The 16,308-nt window shown below is 54.9% G+C and carries 14 protein-coding genes and 2 pseudogenes; 12 read left to right on the forward strand and 4 right to left on the reverse strand.

Annotated elements, in window-relative coordinates:
- The first annotated feature begins 127 nt into the window (after positions 1–127).
- Positions 128–1,096 carry a LysR family transcriptional regulator gene (locus tag AB1E33_RS07205; RefSeq protein ID WP_372576572.1) on the forward strand — a complete coding sequence of 323 codons (969 nt, stop codon included), beginning with the start codon at positions 128–130 and terminating at the stop codon, positions 1,094–1,096.
- Positions 1,097–1,418: 322 nt separating this feature from the next.
- On the opposite strand, the gene AB1E33_RS07210 is transcribed toward AB1E33_RS07205, so the two are convergent.
- Positions 1,419–2,054, reverse strand: a complete 636-nt coding sequence (locus AB1E33_RS07210; protein WP_372576573.1) for a TetR/AcrR family transcriptional regulator — start codon at positions 2,052–2,054, stop codon at positions 1,419–1,421.
- Positions 2,055–2,194: 140 nt separating this feature from the next.
- Here AB1E33_RS07210 and AB1E33_RS07215 point away from each other — a divergent pair, with 140 nt between their 5' ends.
- A complete protein-coding gene (locus AB1E33_RS07215) occupies positions 2,195–2,611 on the forward strand; it encodes a DUF4345 family protein (RefSeq protein WP_372576574.1) in 417 nt (138 codons plus the stop codon).
- A 302-nt stretch (positions 2,612–2,913) separates the two neighbouring features.
- Here the strand turns inward: AB1E33_RS07215 and AB1E33_RS07220 are convergent, their stop codons facing one another.
- Positions 2,914–3,801 carry a LysR family transcriptional regulator gene (locus tag AB1E33_RS07220; RefSeq protein WP_372576575.1) on the reverse strand — a complete coding sequence of 296 codons (888 nt, stop codon included), beginning with the start codon at positions 3,799–3,801 and terminating at the stop codon, positions 2,914–2,916.
- A gap of 169 nt (positions 3,802–3,970) precedes the next feature.
- Between AB1E33_RS07220 and AB1E33_RS07225 the strand changes: the two genes are divergently transcribed.
- From AB1E33_RS07225 to AB1E33_RS07270, 10 genes and pseudogenes are all read left to right on the forward strand, one after another.
- Positions 3,971–4,591: a glutathione S-transferase family protein gene (locus tag AB1E33_RS07225; RefSeq protein ID WP_372576576.1), complete on the forward strand. Its 621-nt coding sequence runs from the start codon at positions 3,971–3,973 to the stop codon at positions 4,589–4,591.
- Between the two features lie 88 nt (positions 4,592–4,679).
- Complete coding sequence (locus tag AB1E33_RS07230; protein ID WP_372576577.1) at positions 4,680–6,335, forward strand: FAD-binding oxidoreductase; 1,656 nt, start codon at positions 4,680–4,682, stop codon at positions 6,333–6,335.
- A gap of 6 nt (positions 6,336–6,341) precedes the next feature.
- Entirely contained in the window at positions 6,342–7,736 is a 1,395-nt protein-coding gene (locus AB1E33_RS07235; RefSeq protein ID WP_372576578.1) for a dihydrolipoyl dehydrogenase family protein, read from the forward strand.
- A gap of 42 nt (positions 7,737–7,778) precedes the next feature.
- Complete coding sequence (locus tag AB1E33_RS07240) at positions 7,779–8,483, forward strand: SDR family NAD(P)-dependent oxidoreductase (RefSeq protein ID WP_372576579.1); 705 nt, start codon at positions 7,779–7,781, stop codon at positions 8,481–8,483.
- 612 nt (positions 8,484–9,095) lie between these two features.
- Positions 9,096–10,088, forward strand: coding sequence for an aldo/keto reductase (locus tag AB1E33_RS07245; protein ID WP_372576580.1), 993 nt, complete (start codon positions 9,096–9,098; stop codon positions 10,086–10,088).
- Between the two features lie 248 nt (positions 10,089–10,336).
- Positions 10,337–10,570: pseudogene (locus AB1E33_RS07250) on the forward strand (SDR family oxidoreductase); the annotation flags it as partial.
- Positions 10,571–10,788: 218 nt separating this feature from the next.
- A complete protein-coding gene (locus AB1E33_RS07255; protein ID WP_372576581.1) occupies positions 10,789–11,628 on the forward strand; it encodes an SDR family NAD(P)-dependent oxidoreductase in 840 nt (279 codons plus the stop codon).
- 278 nt (positions 11,629–11,906) lie between these two features.
- Positions 11,907–12,614, forward strand: a complete 708-nt coding sequence (locus AB1E33_RS07260) for a methyltransferase (protein WP_372576582.1) — start codon at positions 11,907–11,909, stop codon at positions 12,612–12,614.
- Between the two features lie 304 nt (positions 12,615–12,918).
- A complete protein-coding gene (gene rpsU, locus AB1E33_RS07265; RefSeq protein ID WP_040700433.1) occupies positions 12,919–13,119 on the forward strand; it encodes a 30S ribosomal protein S21 in 201 nt (66 codons plus the stop codon).
- A 279-nt stretch (positions 13,120–13,398) separates the two neighbouring features.
- A pseudogene (locus AB1E33_RS07270) lies at positions 13,399–13,922 on the forward strand (ATP-binding protein); the annotation flags it as partial.
- A gap of 147 nt (positions 13,923–14,069) precedes the next feature.
- Here the strand turns inward: AB1E33_RS07270 and AB1E33_RS07275 are convergent.
- Together AB1E33_RS07275 and AB1E33_RS07280 are read right to left on the reverse strand one after the other, a co-directional pair.
- On the reverse strand, positions 14,070–15,200 hold the full coding sequence (locus AB1E33_RS07275; RefSeq protein ID WP_372576583.1) for a cobalamin-independent methionine synthase II family protein: 1,131 nt from the start codon (positions 15,198–15,200) through the stop codon (positions 14,070–14,072).
- A gap of 71 nt (positions 15,201–15,271) precedes the next feature.
- A complete protein-coding gene (locus AB1E33_RS07280) occupies positions 15,272–16,234 on the reverse strand; it encodes a cupin domain-containing protein (RefSeq protein ID WP_372576584.1) in 963 nt (320 codons plus the stop codon).
- Between the last annotated feature and the right edge of the window lie 74 nt (positions 16,235–16,308).

A 16,308-nucleotide genomic window follows, 5' to 3' on the forward strand; every position in this document is an offset into this window, starting at 1 on the left:
GTCATCTCCCAAATTATGTCGTTGGATTCGGTTCGTCCGAATTTCGATCCTGAAAGCCTAGAGGTAATTCACATAAATACAAATTTGTTATATTTCACAAAACTAAGGTTTAGCTTATACATTAGACATGAATCTGACTCAACTCACCGTTTTTCGCGAGGTCATGGAGACCGGCTCCATCTCTCAAACAGCAAAAAAACTGAATCGCACGCAACCAGCGATCAGTCTTGCGCTAAAAAACCTAGAAAAAGCATTGGGTCTTGCGTTGTTCGAACGCAAAGGGCGTCGGTTAGTTCCGGTTCCGGAAGCGCATTACCTTCTGGCGGAAACCGCTGGAATTCTGGATCGGCTCTCAACGATCTCAACCACAATGGAAGGGCTGATCAAAGGGCATTCGGGCAGTTTGAATATTGCCACGATGCCCGGCCCTTCGGCCTTCTTGTTCCCTCGCTTCATCAGCCAGTCAGTTGGTGAGAACCCTGAAATTCGCATCACTTTGTCCTCACGCAGCTCGCCCCAGATCATGGAACTTGCGGGAACACAGAATATCGACTTCGGCTTTGCTGATTTCGAATACTCTTTCGGAAGAAAACCTCAGTATTCAGCAGAGCTCATCCGAGCAGACTGCTTCTGCGCTATAGATTGTGAACATCCACTTGCGTCTCAGGGAAGCATTACTATCTCCGATCTGGACAAGACACCTATGGGTGGGTTGCACGCAACCCACCCTTTCCAGCGCAAGGTTCATCGAGAGTTTCAGGACATGTCCGCCAACTACAACCCGACCGTGACCTGTCAGTACTTTCTGCCACTCATTCCCTTTGTCAGTTCGGGCCAGTGCTGCACCATCGTTGATCCATTGACCGTCGCAACCGAACGCGAACTAAACTTGTCCAATGGAAAGGTCGTGTTCATGCCTTTCGATAACCCACTAAGGTATGAATACGCGATCCTCGAACCTGACCACCGGCCTCCGTCTCAACTGGCTCTAAAGATAAAGGCAGGATGGAAAGCTGAAGTATTAAAGATGCTGAAGGAACTGAAGGCCAACCCTTGTACAGAATGGTATGGTCAAGAAGGAGGCGAGCAGAACTGACGACTTTCAATATACCAATCCAAAAACCGATCCGAACGAATGGCCGTTTTGGTTTACTAGCTGTGGGACAACAAACGACCGCAATGTGCCGTCCGCCAGTTATTTCAAAGTCTGCTTCCTGCGGATAGCAGCCTTTCAAACCATATGCAGCACTCAACCGTTTGGGGTCTCAACTGACCTCGGAGGCGGTGCAGTATGTGCGGCAGTGGCGCCTCCATTCAGCGCTTTTCGCGGCCATACTGGACATCCGAGGTGCTGGGTATTCGACAAACCGATTTCCCCGAAGCGGACATTTGCAAACAATAGTTGAGGAACATCCAACTTAGTGGCCAATCGCGTTAGCTACAGCTAGTTCGACGAGGCTTTCGCGCGCCGTCCAATCATACCCCTGCATGGTGATGAGCGAGTGCATGATCCCATGGAGATGGCAGACCAGGCTATCTGTTGAAGTTTTCACCTGCTCATGGCTGCGGGGGAGTTTAAGGGCTTGCGCCATATTCTCAAAAAAAACTTCGTATGCATCGACTACGGATCCTTGCGAAACGAAAGAAGTGACATCGGTGTTGGTGATGCCCGAGTTCATGAAGACAAGTTGATAATGCTCAACGCTGCGGAACCAGTAACCGACGTAGGCATTGCTTGCGCTGCGCAATTTATCCTCTGGCCCTTGGACCAGATAAACGGCGATTGCCACGTCATTGAACGCCTCGCCCAAAATATAACTCCACAGTATTGACAGAATCTCGAGTTTGCTTGGGAAATATCGGTAAAGCGCCATGGGCGTCAGCCCTACCTCTTTGCCGAGACGACGCATGGAGACCGATGCGAAACCTTCCTCTTTGAATAGCTGCAGCGCGACCGCTGCGATCTCCGCGCGGCGACCCGAAAACTCATCCTCGGACAATGCAGGGCGGCCCCTTTTGGGCATTGATTTCTGCTTTTCTGGGTCACCAATCATCCGGTATCCATTCTTCTTTGTTCGCATTTAAATGTACGCGTATATTTATATCTTGCCAAGAGCGTCATTTAATTATACGCGTATAGTGTAAGCGGCTGATACTTCCGGCTTCGCGTCTCAAACAAGAGAGGGAGGAAAAAGTGCGCTACGTCTTGAGAACGGTTCTGTTCCTTACTGGATGTGTCATCGTTTGGCTTGGTCTGAATATTGGCCTAGGCGGGATACAGACACTGGGCTGGCAGGGGCCAGATCGCTTTTTTGCCGTAACCGACGCGAATATATTCGCAGTTCGCGACAACCATATTAGGTTCATTGCCGGTGTCTGGTTGACAGTCGGATTGTTGATGATCCTTGGCGCGATGATGCTGAAGCAGATGCGGTCTGTCTTGATGTCGTTGATGGCAATGGTTTTTGTGGGCGGCTTGATGCGACTGTCTTCAGCGGACGTCGCGTTGCTATCCAGCATAGAGATCGCTCCGTCGCTTATCGCCGAACTTGTTTTGTTTCCCTTGTTGGGGTTGTGGGTCTTCGCCGCGACCCCGCGCAGCATTGAATAAAAGCGGCTCTCAGCCGACCTCAGATGGGGCGCAGCTTCTGCATCGTGGGATACCGCAAACATCATCGCAGACGGGCCCGAGTTGACACTGATTCAAATCCTGTGCTCCGCAATGCAGCACCACCAAAACGGACTTCTGCGCATCTTGCGACATTTCGATCCATCGAAAGACCGCAATGGTGGTTAGCGCGGTAACCGCTTTCATATAACCGTTGGAAGCAATCTGGAGGAGCCGCGATCGCCAAGGTGCTCGATAAACGCTCCCACAACACTTCGCAGTTTCAGGTGACGTATTTGGTAATTTCATTTAGACGAGAAGTACTTCGCCAGGTGATCAATCAGCGCTCGCACCCGGGCGGTTAGGTGACGATTGGGCGGGTACAGCGCATAAAGCCCAAACTTCTCTGTGTCATAGTCCGGAAAAAGTTGCTCCAGGCTCCCATTTCCCAGGCTGCGGGCGACGGCGTAGAGAGGGCAACGCCCTATACCGAGGCCTGCAATCGCCATATTTGCAATTGCGGCCGGGGCATTGGCATGGAAGGGCCCGGTGACTTTCACCACGAAATCCCGGGCGCCGGTTCGGAACCTCCACGCGGTTGCGTCGGCCGGATTCTCGTCGATCAGGCAATTATGGGTGGCGAGCGCCATTGGGTCACCGGGACGGCCCCAGACGGTCAAATAGTCTGGAGATGCACACACGATAAGCGGCATGTCCGCCAGTTTTCTCGCGATCAAGGTTGAATCTCTCAGCACACCGACTCTGACGGCAAGGTCGAACCCCTCCTCCACCAAGGCCACTCTGGAGTCCGAGAGCCTGAGGTCAATGTCCACGCTTGGGTGAGCCTGCAAAAATGGCGCCAGGGCCTGGGTCAGGTTGTTGCTGCCGAACCCGGTCGGAGCGGCAATCCGGATCAGCCCGGCCAACGAAGATTGCTTTTCCTGAACCAGATCTTCCAACTCGTCGATTTGTTCCACAATCGGTCGGCAACGTTCGAGGTAGGCGAGCCCGACATCTGTCAAAGAAACGCTTCTGGTGGTCCGGTTAAAAAGCTGGGTCGAGAGCTTGCCCTCCAACTGCACCACATATTTGCTGACCAGCTTTGTCGAGAATCCAAGACGCTTTCCCGCCGCAGTAAACGAGCCTTCATGAGCTACGGCCATGAACGCGCGCATCGCCTCTATCGTATCCATCGCGGCACTCCTTCGTCGTTCTGGCGCCCTCTATTATACCCATTCTGTTCATAGTCACTGAACAAAACTTGGGATTATAACCGAGAACGACTTTTGTCATGTTTAGACTCGTGATCCTGATGAGCAACATCAGCTCACTCCCAAGAACATTCTCCGAAAGGAAACAGCCATGCCAAACGCCATCCGCATTCACCGTCACCCCCTTTCCGGTCACTCTCATCGGGTCGAGCTTTTTGCCAAACTAGGCGGCATCAATCACGAACTGGTTGATGTCGATCTGTTGGCTGGCGAGCATAAGAAGGAACCTTTCTTGTCCTTGAACCCAGCCGGACAGGTGCCGGTAGTCGAAGACGGGGATACGGTGATCGCAGACTCAAATGCGATACTGGTCTACCTCGCCCGCAAATATGCGCCCGGCTGGTTGCCGACCGACCAGGTGCAAGAGGCCGAGGTGCAGAAATTTCTATCACTTGCCGCTGGGGAAATCGCCCACGGCCCGGCAACTGCTCGGCTCGTCACTGTCTTTGGCGCCCATCTGGACGCCGAGCGCGCCAAGGCCGTCGCCAAAACTGCTTTTGACCGGCTCGAGATGCATATGGCTGGACGCGACTGGCTGGTTGGCACCTACCCGTCCATCGCCGATGTCGCGATTTACAGCTACACAGCGCATGCCCCCGAAGGGAACATCTCGCTTGAAGACTATCCCAACTTGCGCCTGTTGTTGGGCCGTGTCGAAACCTTGCCGGGCTTCGTGCCGATGCAAAGCACCAAAGTCGGGTTGGCCGCCTGATTGAACGGCGCCCGGTCTTGTGGCCGGGCGTACGTTCCCCACAGCTTCGTTCGCCTAAGAACGGCGTGCTATTCCCTGGAGAAGCCCAATGCTTGACAAGAATCTGCGTGATAAAAGTGCCTCGCCGTTTCATCGGGGTGAACACATGGCTCAGTCGCGGCAGGGTGTTCGCGATGTCGAACACTGGGCACAGAAGGTTGTCCGTGATCACCTGCCTGAACAGCATCGTAACTTTCACACTGCAATGCCGTTCCTGGTGATCGCGGCCCGAGATGGGGCCGGCCGGCCCTGGGCCACCTTGGTGGGAGGGACTGATGGGTTTGTCACTTCCCCGGACAACAAGACTCTTTCCGTCACTGCATTGCCTATGCAGGGCGACGCATTGTACGAGGCAATACGACCCGAAAGCGATATCGGCATTCTCGGTATCGAACTGGCAACCCGGCGACGCAATCGCGTAAATGGTCGTGCGGGCACCGTCACATCCTCAGGCTTTGAGTTTCACGTTGACCAGACTTTCGGCAACTGTCCGCAATATATTCGCGAGCGTGCATGGCGCCGTGAAGAAAACTCTGAGCCCGGGTTGACGACCCGAGGGCGGGAGTTGACGGACAATCAAGCCAACCGGATTTCATCCGCCGACACCTTCTTTATCGCGAGCGGATTCCGTGGTGACGGTGCAAGCTCAACCTACGGAATGGACGCATCCCATCGCGGCGGTGCTCGCGGTTTCTTGCAAGTTTTGGACGACAGGAGGGTGCGGTTTCCCGATTACTCTGGAAACAACCACTTCAACACGATCGGCAATCTGCTGCTCGACCCCAGGGCCGGTTACCTGTTTGTCGACTTTGAAAGTGGCAGCCTTCTGCAGTTGACCGGCACAGCTTCGATAGACTGGGATAGCGATGAAATTGCAAAATTCCCCGGCGCGCGGCGTCTGGTGACCTTGGAGATCGACGAGGTCGTTGAAACGTGCTCCGCGGTCAGCCTCAGGTGGGATTCTGACGCGGACTCGGTTCGGTCACTCCGGCTGGTCGAGAAGATACTTGAAAGCGCCGATGTCACTTCATTTGTGTTCGAAGCGCGCGACGGCGGCCCGCTGCCTGGATTTGAACCCGGCCAGCACTTGCCGATTGAGTTGGATATCCCAGGAATCAGCACCCCCGTCCGCCGGACCTATTCCCTGTCCAGCGGGCCAGATGAACACCGCTATCGGATATCGGTGAAACGGGAACCAAATGGGCTTGCGTCGCGGTACCTGCACGATCACTTTGAACCGGGGGCGATCATCAACAGCCGCCGGCCGTCCGGGGATTTCGTGATGACCTGTAGCAAATGCCCGCTGGTTCTGGTCAGCGCCGGTGTCGGCGTCACGCCAATGTTGAGCATTCTGAATAGGGTTGCGCGTGAGCGAAGTAACCGTCCTGTCTGGTTCGTTCACGGCGCGCGGGATAGCCAACATCATCCACTAGCCCGGGAGGTTCGCGAACTGGCTGCCAAACGGGCAGGTATATCCGTGCATGTGGCCTATAGTCGGCCTTTGGCAGATGATGAGGTTGGCAGCGATTACGCTTCTCGGGGGCGCGTCGACGGAGCGCTGTTGTCGCAACTGGTCAATAACTCTGACGCTCACTACTTTTTGTGCGGACCAGTCAGTTTCATGGGCGAAGTACAGGCCGCTCTGGAAAGTCAGGGCCTTCCCCCGGAGCAAATTCATACCGAAATTTTCGGTCCCACCGGGTGATCTGCATTGATCCCGCATGGGGCGACCTGGCTTTTAAACGAAAGGAGTAACGATGTGCGCGAATCTTATGATGTGATCATCGTCGGCGGAGGTAATGCAGGGTTTGGCGTGTCAGCCGTGGCTCATGAAGCCGGAAAATCCATCGCCTTTATCGAAGCGCGTGAATTTGGCGGAACTTGCCCCAATCGCGGCTGCACGCCAAAGAAAGTTCTGGTGGCCGCCGCTCACGCGATGCACGAGATCGAACAGGCCCCAGTCCACGGGATTGAAGTCAGCAAGCCAAAACTGAATTGGGCGAAGCTGATCGAACGAGAGAAAGACCTGATCGGTTTCATCCCTGATGCCATGCTTGAGCTGGCCAGAAAACGCGGCGACGTATTGCGCGGCACAGCGCGTTTTGTCGGACCGAACGACATTGAGATCAACGATCACGTTATTCATGGCAAGGACATCGTTATTGCAACGGGTTCGAAGCCAAGGCCGCTGCCTATTCCCGGTGCCGAACACATGATCACTTCGGACGAAGTATTGTCCGATGCGACCTTGCCGAAAGAAGTTGTCTTCATAGGTGGCGGCGTCATCGCGATGGAATTCAGTCACGTCTATGCGCGCGCCGGAGTTCAGGTAACGATACTCGAAGCTCTGCCTCAGTTGCTGCCTCGAATGGACGGTGATGCCGTTGCAGCCCTAAAGGCGGAAACCGAACGTCTGGGCGTTGTTGTCAAAACAGGGGTATCTGTGATGGCGATCGAGAAAACTCTCGAAGGTTTGGGTGTTCAATTCGAGCATGATGGCCGCAGTCAAAGTGTTTTGGCTGAGCGGGTCGTCAACGGCGCGGGCCGCATTGCCAATATCGACGGATTAAACCTCGATGCAGCTAACGTAGAACATGACGGGCTTCGCATTCTGATCAACGACACGATGCAGTCCATTTCCAACTCTTCTGTTTGGGTTGCAGGCGATGCGGTGGCGCACTCTGTGCAGCTATCCCCTATCGCAACTTATGAGGGCCAGATCGTCGGCAACAACATAGTACATGGGCGGGCAAAACGGGCGGATTACAGCGTGATTCCCAGCGCCATCTACACGGTTCCAGCGCTCAGCACCGTTGGATTGACCGAAGCCGAAGCGAAAGAAAATGGACTCGATGTTTCAGTTACTGTTTCTGATATGTCCGGATGGTTTTCCACCAAGACCTATGCGGAAACAGCGGCCTGGTCCAAGGTTCTGGTCGACAAGAACAACGATCAAATCGTGGGTGCCCACATTCTGGGCCATCATGGTGACGAACTGATCCATCTCTTTGCCTTGGCCATGCGTCACGGCATTTCGGCCAGCGATCTCAAATCCTCGCTCTATGCGTTTCCGACCTTCGCTGCGGATATGAAATCCTTGATCTAGAGCAGCTTAAATAAAGCTGGCCTTTCCAGAAGGAGTGCCGTCATGAATGATAAAGTCTGTCTGATTACAGGTGTAGGCGATGGGACCGGGGCATCAGTTGCCCGCCGGTTTGCGCGGGACGGTTACCGCGTCGCCCTGCTGGCCCGGAACACCAAACGCTTGGCAGCATTGGAGAAGGAATTACCAGGCGCACGGTCCTTTGCTTTTGACCTCGAGGATCTCGACCAACTCGTCAGCGTATGTCGTCAGGTACAGGACGAAATGGGCACGCCCGAGGTGATCGTTCACAACGCCGTCCGCGCCACGTTCAAACTCTTCATGGAGGCCGACCCGGAGGAGCTGGAACGCAATTTCCGGGTCAACACTACCAGCCTGCTCTACATGGCTCGAGAACTGACACCAGCCATGTTAGCGCGGGGCAGCGGTGCCATCATCGTCACAGGCAATACAGCCGCGCTACGCGGTGTTCCAAAATATGCCCTCTTTGCCCCGACTAAAGCCGCCCAAAGGATTTTTGCCCAATCGCTCGCCCGTGAATTGGGGCCCAAAGGCATTCACGTCGCCTACGTTGTGATCGACGCCGCTATTGATACGCCGTGGACCCGGGTGCCCTTCAATCAGGACGAACCTGAAGAGTTCTTCAGCAAGCCAGATGCCATCGCTGAAGAGATCTTCCATATTGCACATCAAGACCGATCAACCTGGTCATTTGACGTGGAACTGCGGCCCTATGGGGAAAAGTGGTGACACAAACTCTAGTGGCAGCAAACCATGGGATCAAACACCCAGCAACCTAACCGCAAGTTCGATGGAGTTCGCTGGCTCGCACAATTAGAGTTTACGGCGCCGTTTGAGGCTATCGGACGGTTTTGCGACCTACACGACCCTTAAGAATGTCGGAGCTATTTCAACGCCGCCGGATATGCCTCAAGGTAAACCCGAAACTTATAATTCTACCGGCCAGAGACAGCCCAGAACCTAATTTATGGAGCCGCCACGCGATCTCGATTGGCTGGAACGGTAAGCGCCAAAACCAGACTTCGGTGTGATTGCAGCGAAGGTTGGTTTCGTCCGCACTGCCGTCACTTGGTTTTGGAATATGCGGCGACTTGCACGAACGGCCGCAATGCGAAAGCTGCACCGCGTCATCAGGTCACTTGGTCAATGGCTGGTAGGCGCCGAGATCTCGGATATAGCAAACAATAATTCGCGACACCCATCCGCGTTGCCACAATTGCGTCGGTTTTATTTGCTTGCGCCTCTCACACAAGACCGCTCTCTTATCTGCAACCTTGCATTTCGTCGCTGACGCACCGCGATGACTCTGCGAGGTTGCTTTGAAACGCTGGGGAAGCTTGGATGAAAATGACGCGTTTAGGGGCAAGCGGTCCTGATATTTCGCAATTCGGTATTGGGGCAATGTCATTTGCCGGCATCTATGGCGAAGCAACTGTTGAGGAAAGCCATGCAGTGCTGAATGCTTGTCGAACAGCCGGGGTGAGCCATATCGACACGGCAAATGTCTATGGCAATGGGCGCTCTGAGGAAATCATTGGGAAGTGGTTCGCCAGCAACCCCAGCGCTAGATCTGAAATGGTTTTGGCCACAAAAGCAGGTATCACCACGGATCCAGAGCGCCGTTTCAACAACGACATGGAGCATCTGGAAGCTGAGCTGGACGCAAGCCTGCGGCGGCTAGGAGTCGACCATGTCGACCTGTTCTACGTGCACCGCTATGACCGAACATACAGCCCTGAAGAACTCGCCGGTAATCTTAAACGGCTGATCAAGAGTGGTAAGACCAGGGCCGTGGGTTTGTCCGAGATTGCACCAGCCACCTTGCGCCGAGCATCCAAAGAATGCCTGATTGCAGCGGTACAGTCCGAGTATTCGCTTTCAACCCGCGCTCCGGAATTGGGCCTCGTTCAGACCTGTGCCGAGCTAGGAACCACACTGGTGGCATTTTCACCAATCGGGCGGGCGTTGCTGACCAACAATCCGTTCACCTACGAACGTAGTCAGTCCATGCCCTTCACAAAGAACAATCCGCGGTTCATGGAGCCGAACTACAGCGCCAATATCGCTGCAGCCACCCAATTCCGCGCACTTGCAGCAGACATGGGTCACCCCGCTGCCTCGATCGCCATCGCTTGGGTTATTGCACGGGGCAAGCAGGTGCTACCGATCCCCGGAACAAAGAACACTGCCCACCTTTCAGAGCTCATACGCGGCACCGAAATCGATCTCTCAGCCGAAGACCTCGCGCGCATCGAAAACGTTCTTCCCGTTGGTTGGGCACACGGCGACCGATACAACGCCGCGCAATGGGAAGGGCCAGAAAGGTATTGCTGAAAGCCGTTTGGGTCTCATCAGGCGCTTCGGCAATTCGCCGAACGAGCCCACAGAACCGGACCTCTCATTCGGAACTACTTGTTCCATCCAGAAATCCACGTGCGCGATCCGCCCATCCCTGCGGCAGGCCATGACCGCCACCCAGTCCTGAAACACAATGATACGCACCTTTCTATTTTGCTCATAAGGCATTGAAGACACCCGTTGAGCACTTCACCAGGTCTGCGTCATAGGAATTTGACGCGCGGGGCATCTCGGTCAACGCGATTGGCCCGGGTCCGATAGATACGCCGTTCTTCTATCCGGCGGCAGGGGAGAACGCGGTTGCTTACCATAAGTCTGCCGCAGCGCTCTCACCCTTCTCACCGACGGGCCTTACACATATCGAAGACATCATGCCCTGCATCCGCATGATGGTTTCCGAGGGTTGGTGGATGACCGGTCAGGTGATCCTCGTCAACGGAGGGCACACGACAAAATAGCGCCACTCACGGCAACAGCAGCGAAGCGTTCTGCTCCTGCCAGATGACGACAAATGGCATTTAGACGTTCAGGTGCCCTTGGTCTAAACAAGTGTTACAGATGCAGGGGCATACTTGGCTCCTTAGCTCGGGTCCTGTGAAATCACATGCTCGCTGTAGAAGGCCTGTTCTTATCTGCCAGACACATCGCCAAGTCAATTTTTGAGAAGGATGATCTTATGACGCACCCCGCTTTCAGACCCGAGTCAGTAGCTGTCGTAACCGGTGGTGCGTCTGGCATCGGCCTTGCCGCCGGGTTGAAGTTTGCCGCAATGGGTATGCGTGTCGTGGCAGCTGACAGCGATACCGACAAACTTGCGGCAGCAGAGAAAGCCCTGCGTAACGCGGGTGCAGCAGATGTGATGACCGCCGCTACGGATGTGTCTGATCGCGCCCAAGTCGAAGCTCTGAAGAAAGACGTAGACGCCCAGTTCGGAGGTGCCGACATCATGCTGAACAACGCGGGCGTCGGCGGGCGCACGTCGAGCCTTGGACCATTGGAGGTCTGGGAGAAAATCCTTAGCGTTAATCTCTGGGGCGCAGTCCACGGCACGCAAGTATTCGCACCCGGCATGATCGCGCGCGGACGGCCAGGCGCGATTATCAACACGGGCTCCAAACAAGGCATCACGACTCCCCCCGGAAACCCGGCCTACAATGTCTCCAAGGCGGGTCTTAAGGTCTTTACCGAAGCGCTCGCACATGAACTGCGCAACGAAGAAGGTTCGCGGATAACCACACACCTATTGGTGCCGGGATTTGTCCATACCGCCATGACCGGTGCGACCGAGAAACCGCCCTCTGCCTGGACGGCGGAGCAAACGATCGACTTCTTTATCGAAAGTGTGAACCGAGGAGACTTCTACATCCTGTGCCCAGACAATGACGTGTCCCGCGCGCTCGATGAAAAACGCATTGCTTGGGCGGTAGGCGACATCATCGAGAACCGACCTCCGTTGAGTCGATGGCATCCCGACTACGCCGAAGCCTTCGCAGCCCATCTTTCTGCGGGAACTTAGCACCGGAGCAATTTGTAACGAGGATCAAATTGGAGGCTAGCAGACGAGAGGGTTTTTAGCTGTCGGTTTCACTGAGCTTGCAACTGCGGCGAATGGCCGGTTCAGTAAAGCTGCAACGCGGCGTGGACCGATAAGCTCTATGTCTCCTATGGGACGCTGGTGCCCGAGTTGCAGCTAGCGCGCTCAAAGCGTCGAGTCCGAGGCCCGCAGAGTGTCCGAAGCGGGCATTTCTCAGCGCTCATTATCGTTTGCCGCAATGCGTGAATGACAAACAATAAATGTTCGACAATGGTTGGGACAAAGTGTTGGGTCGTCAAATGGAAAAAGCTTCAGAGAACCAAAGATCCCCGGGCTTGTGGAAAGGGCAGCTACTGCACTTCGGCAGCCTCTTTGCACTTTTGATGGTCGTCACACTTGCCTGGAACGCGCTTGGTAAACCGCACTCACTGGCATTTTGGATAGCGGTGGCATTTCCCGTATTGCATCAAGTCTGGGTATGGCTTGCCTGGCGACTTGAGTTGAAGGCGTCGATGGTCAGCAGGTCCATCGGTTTCGCTGGCTATCTCATGGTATTCTTTCTTTTGTTTGCAGGCCGCTTCTTGTCGCTTGCCTGGTTGGCCTTTCTGGATCACGGTAGCCTGGGTTTCGCTCCTATGCTCGTAGCCCTCCTCACGCTGCTCCTTCTCTTGCCAGGACTTTACGCCATGTACAGTGTGAAACGGTATTTCGGAATGTCTCGCGCTGCAGGCGGTGACCATTTCGATCAGAACTTTCGCTACATGCCGTTAGTGAAGGAAGGGATCTTCCGATTCACTGACAACGGGATGTATTTTTATGCCTTCCTGTTATTTTGGGCCATCGCGATTGGCTTCAATTCGGCTGCAGCCGTCGTCGCTGCCGCCTTTAGCCACGCATACATTTGGGTGCATTTCTATGCGACGGAAAAACCGGACATGGAGTATCTCTATGGTTCCGGGAATTCCTGAGGCGTGGTGATCCAATGGCAGCAAAGATCCGCGGCGTTGCCGTTCGACACCCAAGATACTGCTACATCAATTAGTGTCCGCGTTGGGGATGCTGCGCTGCGGTGATCGCCGGAGCGACCAAAGTCAGCAATGGACCGTGCTCGACTTTAATATCATCTAGCCTAAACGGCGAAGACCGTCTGCATGACAATTATCCTCGGCCCAACCTGCAACAGTTATACTGTACAAACTGGGACAAGATTGCTATTTGGACAATTCCTGCAAATCATTGCAAATTTCAGACTAGAAAGGTGGTGTAAACCACATGCAGGTTAGTGTTCGCGACAACAATGTCGATCAGGCCCTCCGGGTTCTAAAGAAAAAGCTCCAGAAGGAGGGTGTTTTCCGTGAAATGAAGCTCAAGCAACATTTCGAGAAGCCGTCTGAGAAAAACGCGCGTCAGAAAGCTGAAGCGATCCGGCGCGCCCGTAAGCTGGCACGTAAGAAGTTGGAACGCGAAGGATGATGTAGGTCATTCCTCGACGCTTAAAAAACATCCCCCGTTGCCCGATGGCAGCGGGGTTTTTGCGTATCAAAGCGCCATTTGGACAAAGAGCGTCAGACGGTGTCCACGGATGAAGCGCCTTAGCGTCTTGCGCTGACATATGCATGACGTAAGTGGAACAGAGACCGAATTACCCTATGGCAGTGTTAAAGGACGAAGCACTGCAGGCGATTCAGCGTGACGTCCAGCGATTGCTGGGTAAATGTTTGCTGTGGTTGCAGCAGTATGAGCAGTTGATTAAGGCTACCCTTGGCCACGGAACTGGAGGAGTTCAGTTTCAAAGCGACCGAGATCAACGAGACTCTGATCCGTGACCTGGCAACTGGGGACTTCCTTGATTACCAGCGCAATCTCGTGCTGATTGACGACACAGGCACCGGCAAAACACGTCTCGCCGTCAGCATCACCCGCACCTGCATTCGAAACGATCGGCGCTGACGGTTCTTCAACGTCTCGATCTGGTGTACAAACTGGATGCTGAAGCCCGCGCGGAACGCCAAGGGCGAACTGCCAATCTGATCTCCCGCCTCGACTTCCTAATCCTGAACGAATTTGGGTAACTACCATTTGTCCAAACCGGCGGCCAGCTTCTGTTCCATCTGATCAGCAAGCTCTACGAACGCACCTCCATCATCGTCACCACCAATCTGGCCTTCGGCGAATGGCCCAGTGTCTTCGGTGATGCCAAGATGACAACCGCGTTGCTCGACAGGCTCACGCATCACTGCGAAATCGTGGAAACCGGCAACGAAAGCTGGCGCTAAAAAAACCGAGCCTGATCCTTAACCACCTCCACGGTGACCCGGCGCCGCCGCGTTATTTGGAGACCACGCAGCACCGGGCCAGTTCAGAACAGGGAGAGTCACTTTTGGACACCGATGGGGGGTCAACATTGGATGCCGATTGACACTCTATTTTCCCGAAACGGCAGCAGCACCTTCTGACAAGGCCGCCAGTTTGGCATAAGCAATTGTCGGATCGACCGCGCCAAACCCTGCAAATGTGCCAAATCCACAATCGCTGCCTGCAATAACCCGATCAGTACCAACAATATCGGTAAAGCGTTCGATGCGTTGCGCGACGAGATCGGGATGCTCGACGAAGTTTGTCGTTGTGTCGACAACACCCGGTACCAATACCTTGTCATCGGGGATGTCAGTCTTTCGGTCCCGGAACACGGTCCATTCGTGCCCGTGACGAGGGTTTGATGTTTCGAACAGGACATAGCGCGCCTTTGTCGCCATAAGCGTGTCAAACATCTTGGACATAGGGATGTCGCAAAGATGGGGGCCTTCGTAATTGCCCCAGCAGATATGCACCCTGACTCGATCCTTCGGTACATCAGACAAGGCATGGTTCAACGCGTCCACATGCGTCTGCGCCACCTTGACGAATTCATCATCTGAGAGCTCGCTGAACAACATGTGCCGCGATAGGGCAAGGTCCGGGCAATCCAGTTGCAGATCCAGTCCGGAGGCCACAATCGTTTCGTATTCTTGCTTCATCGTGTCGGCGAGCGCGGCAAGATATGCCTCGCGCGATTTATAATAATCATTCTGCAAGAAGAGTGAGATGACACCGGGGCTGGCCGCATTCATAAAGCCGCGCTCAAGCCCATGTTCCACCATTGCCGCCTTCAGGTTGGCGATGTCTTTGTTCAACTCCTCCTGCCCTTTTGAGCGGACTTCGCTGGTGCACATTGGGCGCGCGTATTGCGGCGTGCCGCCCGAGTCCGCCAGTCGTTGAAGGAAGCTTGGGAACATCTTCAGGTCCGCAGGCGCGTTCCGAGGGCTGTCGCCGGAAAAGCCGGTGTAGCGGTCTTTGACGTAAGTTGCGTAGCTGATCTTGGAGGTCTCGCCGTCCGACACGATGTCGATTCCGGCCTCTTTCTGTTGCTTTACAGTTTTAGAGACCGCCGCCGTCATGCAGGCATCAAACGCCGCAGCATCAAAGGGCTCTTCCCGCTCTCGCGCAAAAATGAAATCCACAACGTCTTGCGTGCGTGGCAGGCTGCCTACATGGGTCGTAAGAACTCGAGTCATCTTGGTCTCCGTTGTCATCAATTTGATATTGCGTTTGACCTCGAGGTCAGCAGGCAGCCGCCTCTTTTTGCCTAGTTCCCCGTCCAGGTCGCACCGGCCGGATCGTCGGTCGCGGTGACGCGATAGAGGCCCGCTTGACCCGTCATCGACGGTGCGACGCTATAGCTTTCACCCGGTAAGACCAGCGCGGTGTCACCGCCGGACAGCGTGGTCTCAAATCCATCGACCGTGACGCGCCAATGACCGCTTGCGGGCATCAAAACCACCGGTTTTTCCGCCGTTATCGCATCCATAATGCAGGACCCGCGCGCAAGGAAATCGACCTCGAACCCGGGCTTGTCCTTGATCAGGCCATTTTCTCCAATCACCACGACCGGTTTGCTGGCCGAAAGCGCCATCAGATCCCAGTAGCGCGCGACAAACTTGCCGATCACGCCCTCAACCGGAACTTCGGGGAACGCCTTGAGCTGAATCTCAGTCAATAGCGGCATCGGGCGCACGTTGTGGGGCAGTTCCTGACCCTGCTTTTTGTCGTACAAAACGCCATTGTCCCCCAGCATCAGCCCGTGTGCCTGCGCGTCTTCAATAACCTGAGGCGCCCATGTCACCCCACCGCCTGCATCGTCGCCGCCCAAGATAGCCATGATCATTCCGTAGTCCTGGCCGACATTCTCGAACCCGCGAAAAATACCGGTGGGGATGTTAAAGATATCTCCTTCTTCGGCAATGAACTCGCCATCCGTGCCGTGGCGACCCCAGAAAAAGCGCCAGCGGCCCTTGGCGACAAAAAAGACCTCAGCCGTGGTGTGGCTGTGCAACGAGTTTCGGCATTTCGGCGGTTGACCCGCCGCGCCAATGTTGAATCCGATCTTGTCGGTGATATGGACATGCTGGTCGGGGCTTTCGGACACGCCACCGCCGACAATTGTAAAGTTCTCCTTCTGGTCCGAGCCGGGTGTATGGGCGTCGATGAAGGCGGTTTTGCAGGGTTTCAGCTCGCCGTAGCGGACGATGCGTTGCTGGATGGTGCTCATGGTGTTCTCTCTTTGGAATTGGGGGGTGTTCGGATCAAACCCCCGACCCCTGGAGGGCGGTCGTTCAACCGCCG

This window comes from Ruegeria hyattellae, assembly GCF_041537925.1.
In the GTDB taxonomy this organism is placed as follows: Bacteria; Pseudomonadota; Alphaproteobacteria; order Rhodobacterales; family Rhodobacteraceae; genus Ruegeria_C.

Coding starts and splice junctions, on each gene's coding strand:
- rpsU (WP_040700433.1), top strand. CDS start 12,919: ATGCAGGTTAGTGTTCGCGACAACAATGTCGATCAGGCCCTCCGGGTT.
- AB1E33_RS07280 (WP_372576584.1), bottom strand. CDS start 16,234: ATGAGCACCATCCAGCAACGCATCGTCCGCTACGGCGAGCTGAAACCC.
- AB1E33_RS07275 (WP_372576583.1), bottom strand. CDS start 15,200: ATGACTCGAGTTCTTACGACCCATGTAGGCAGCCTGCCACGCACGCAA.
- AB1E33_RS07245 (WP_372576580.1), top strand. CDS start 9,096: ATGAAAATGACGCGTTTAGGGGCAAGCGGTCCTGATATTTCGCAATTC.
- AB1E33_RS07240 (WP_372576579.1), top strand. CDS start 7,779: ATGAATGATAAAGTCTGTCTGATTACAGGTGTAGGCGATGGGACCGGG.
- AB1E33_RS07225 (WP_372576576.1), top strand. CDS start 3,971: ATGCCAAACGCCATCCGCATTCACCGTCACCCCCTTTCCGGTCACTCT.
- AB1E33_RS07205 (WP_372576572.1), top strand. CDS start 128: ATGAATCTGACTCAACTCACCGTTTTTCGCGAGGTCATGGAGACCGGC.
- AB1E33_RS07210 (WP_372576573.1), bottom strand. CDS start 2,054: ATGATTGGTGACCCAGAAAAGCAGAAATCAATGCCCAAAAGGGGCCGC.
- AB1E33_RS07230 (WP_372576577.1), top strand. CDS start 4,680: ATGCTTGACAAGAATCTGCGTGATAAAAGTGCCTCGCCGTTTCATCGG.
- AB1E33_RS07220 (WP_372576575.1), bottom strand. CDS start 3,801: ATGGATACGATAGAGGCGATGCGCGCGTTCATGGCCGTAGCTCATGAA.
- AB1E33_RS07255 (WP_372576581.1), top strand. CDS start 10,789: ATGACGCACCCCGCTTTCAGACCCGAGTCAGTAGCTGTCGTAACCGGT.
- AB1E33_RS07260 (WP_372576582.1), top strand. CDS start 11,907: ATGTTCGACAATGGTTGGGACAAAGTGTTGGGTCGTCAAATGGAAAAA.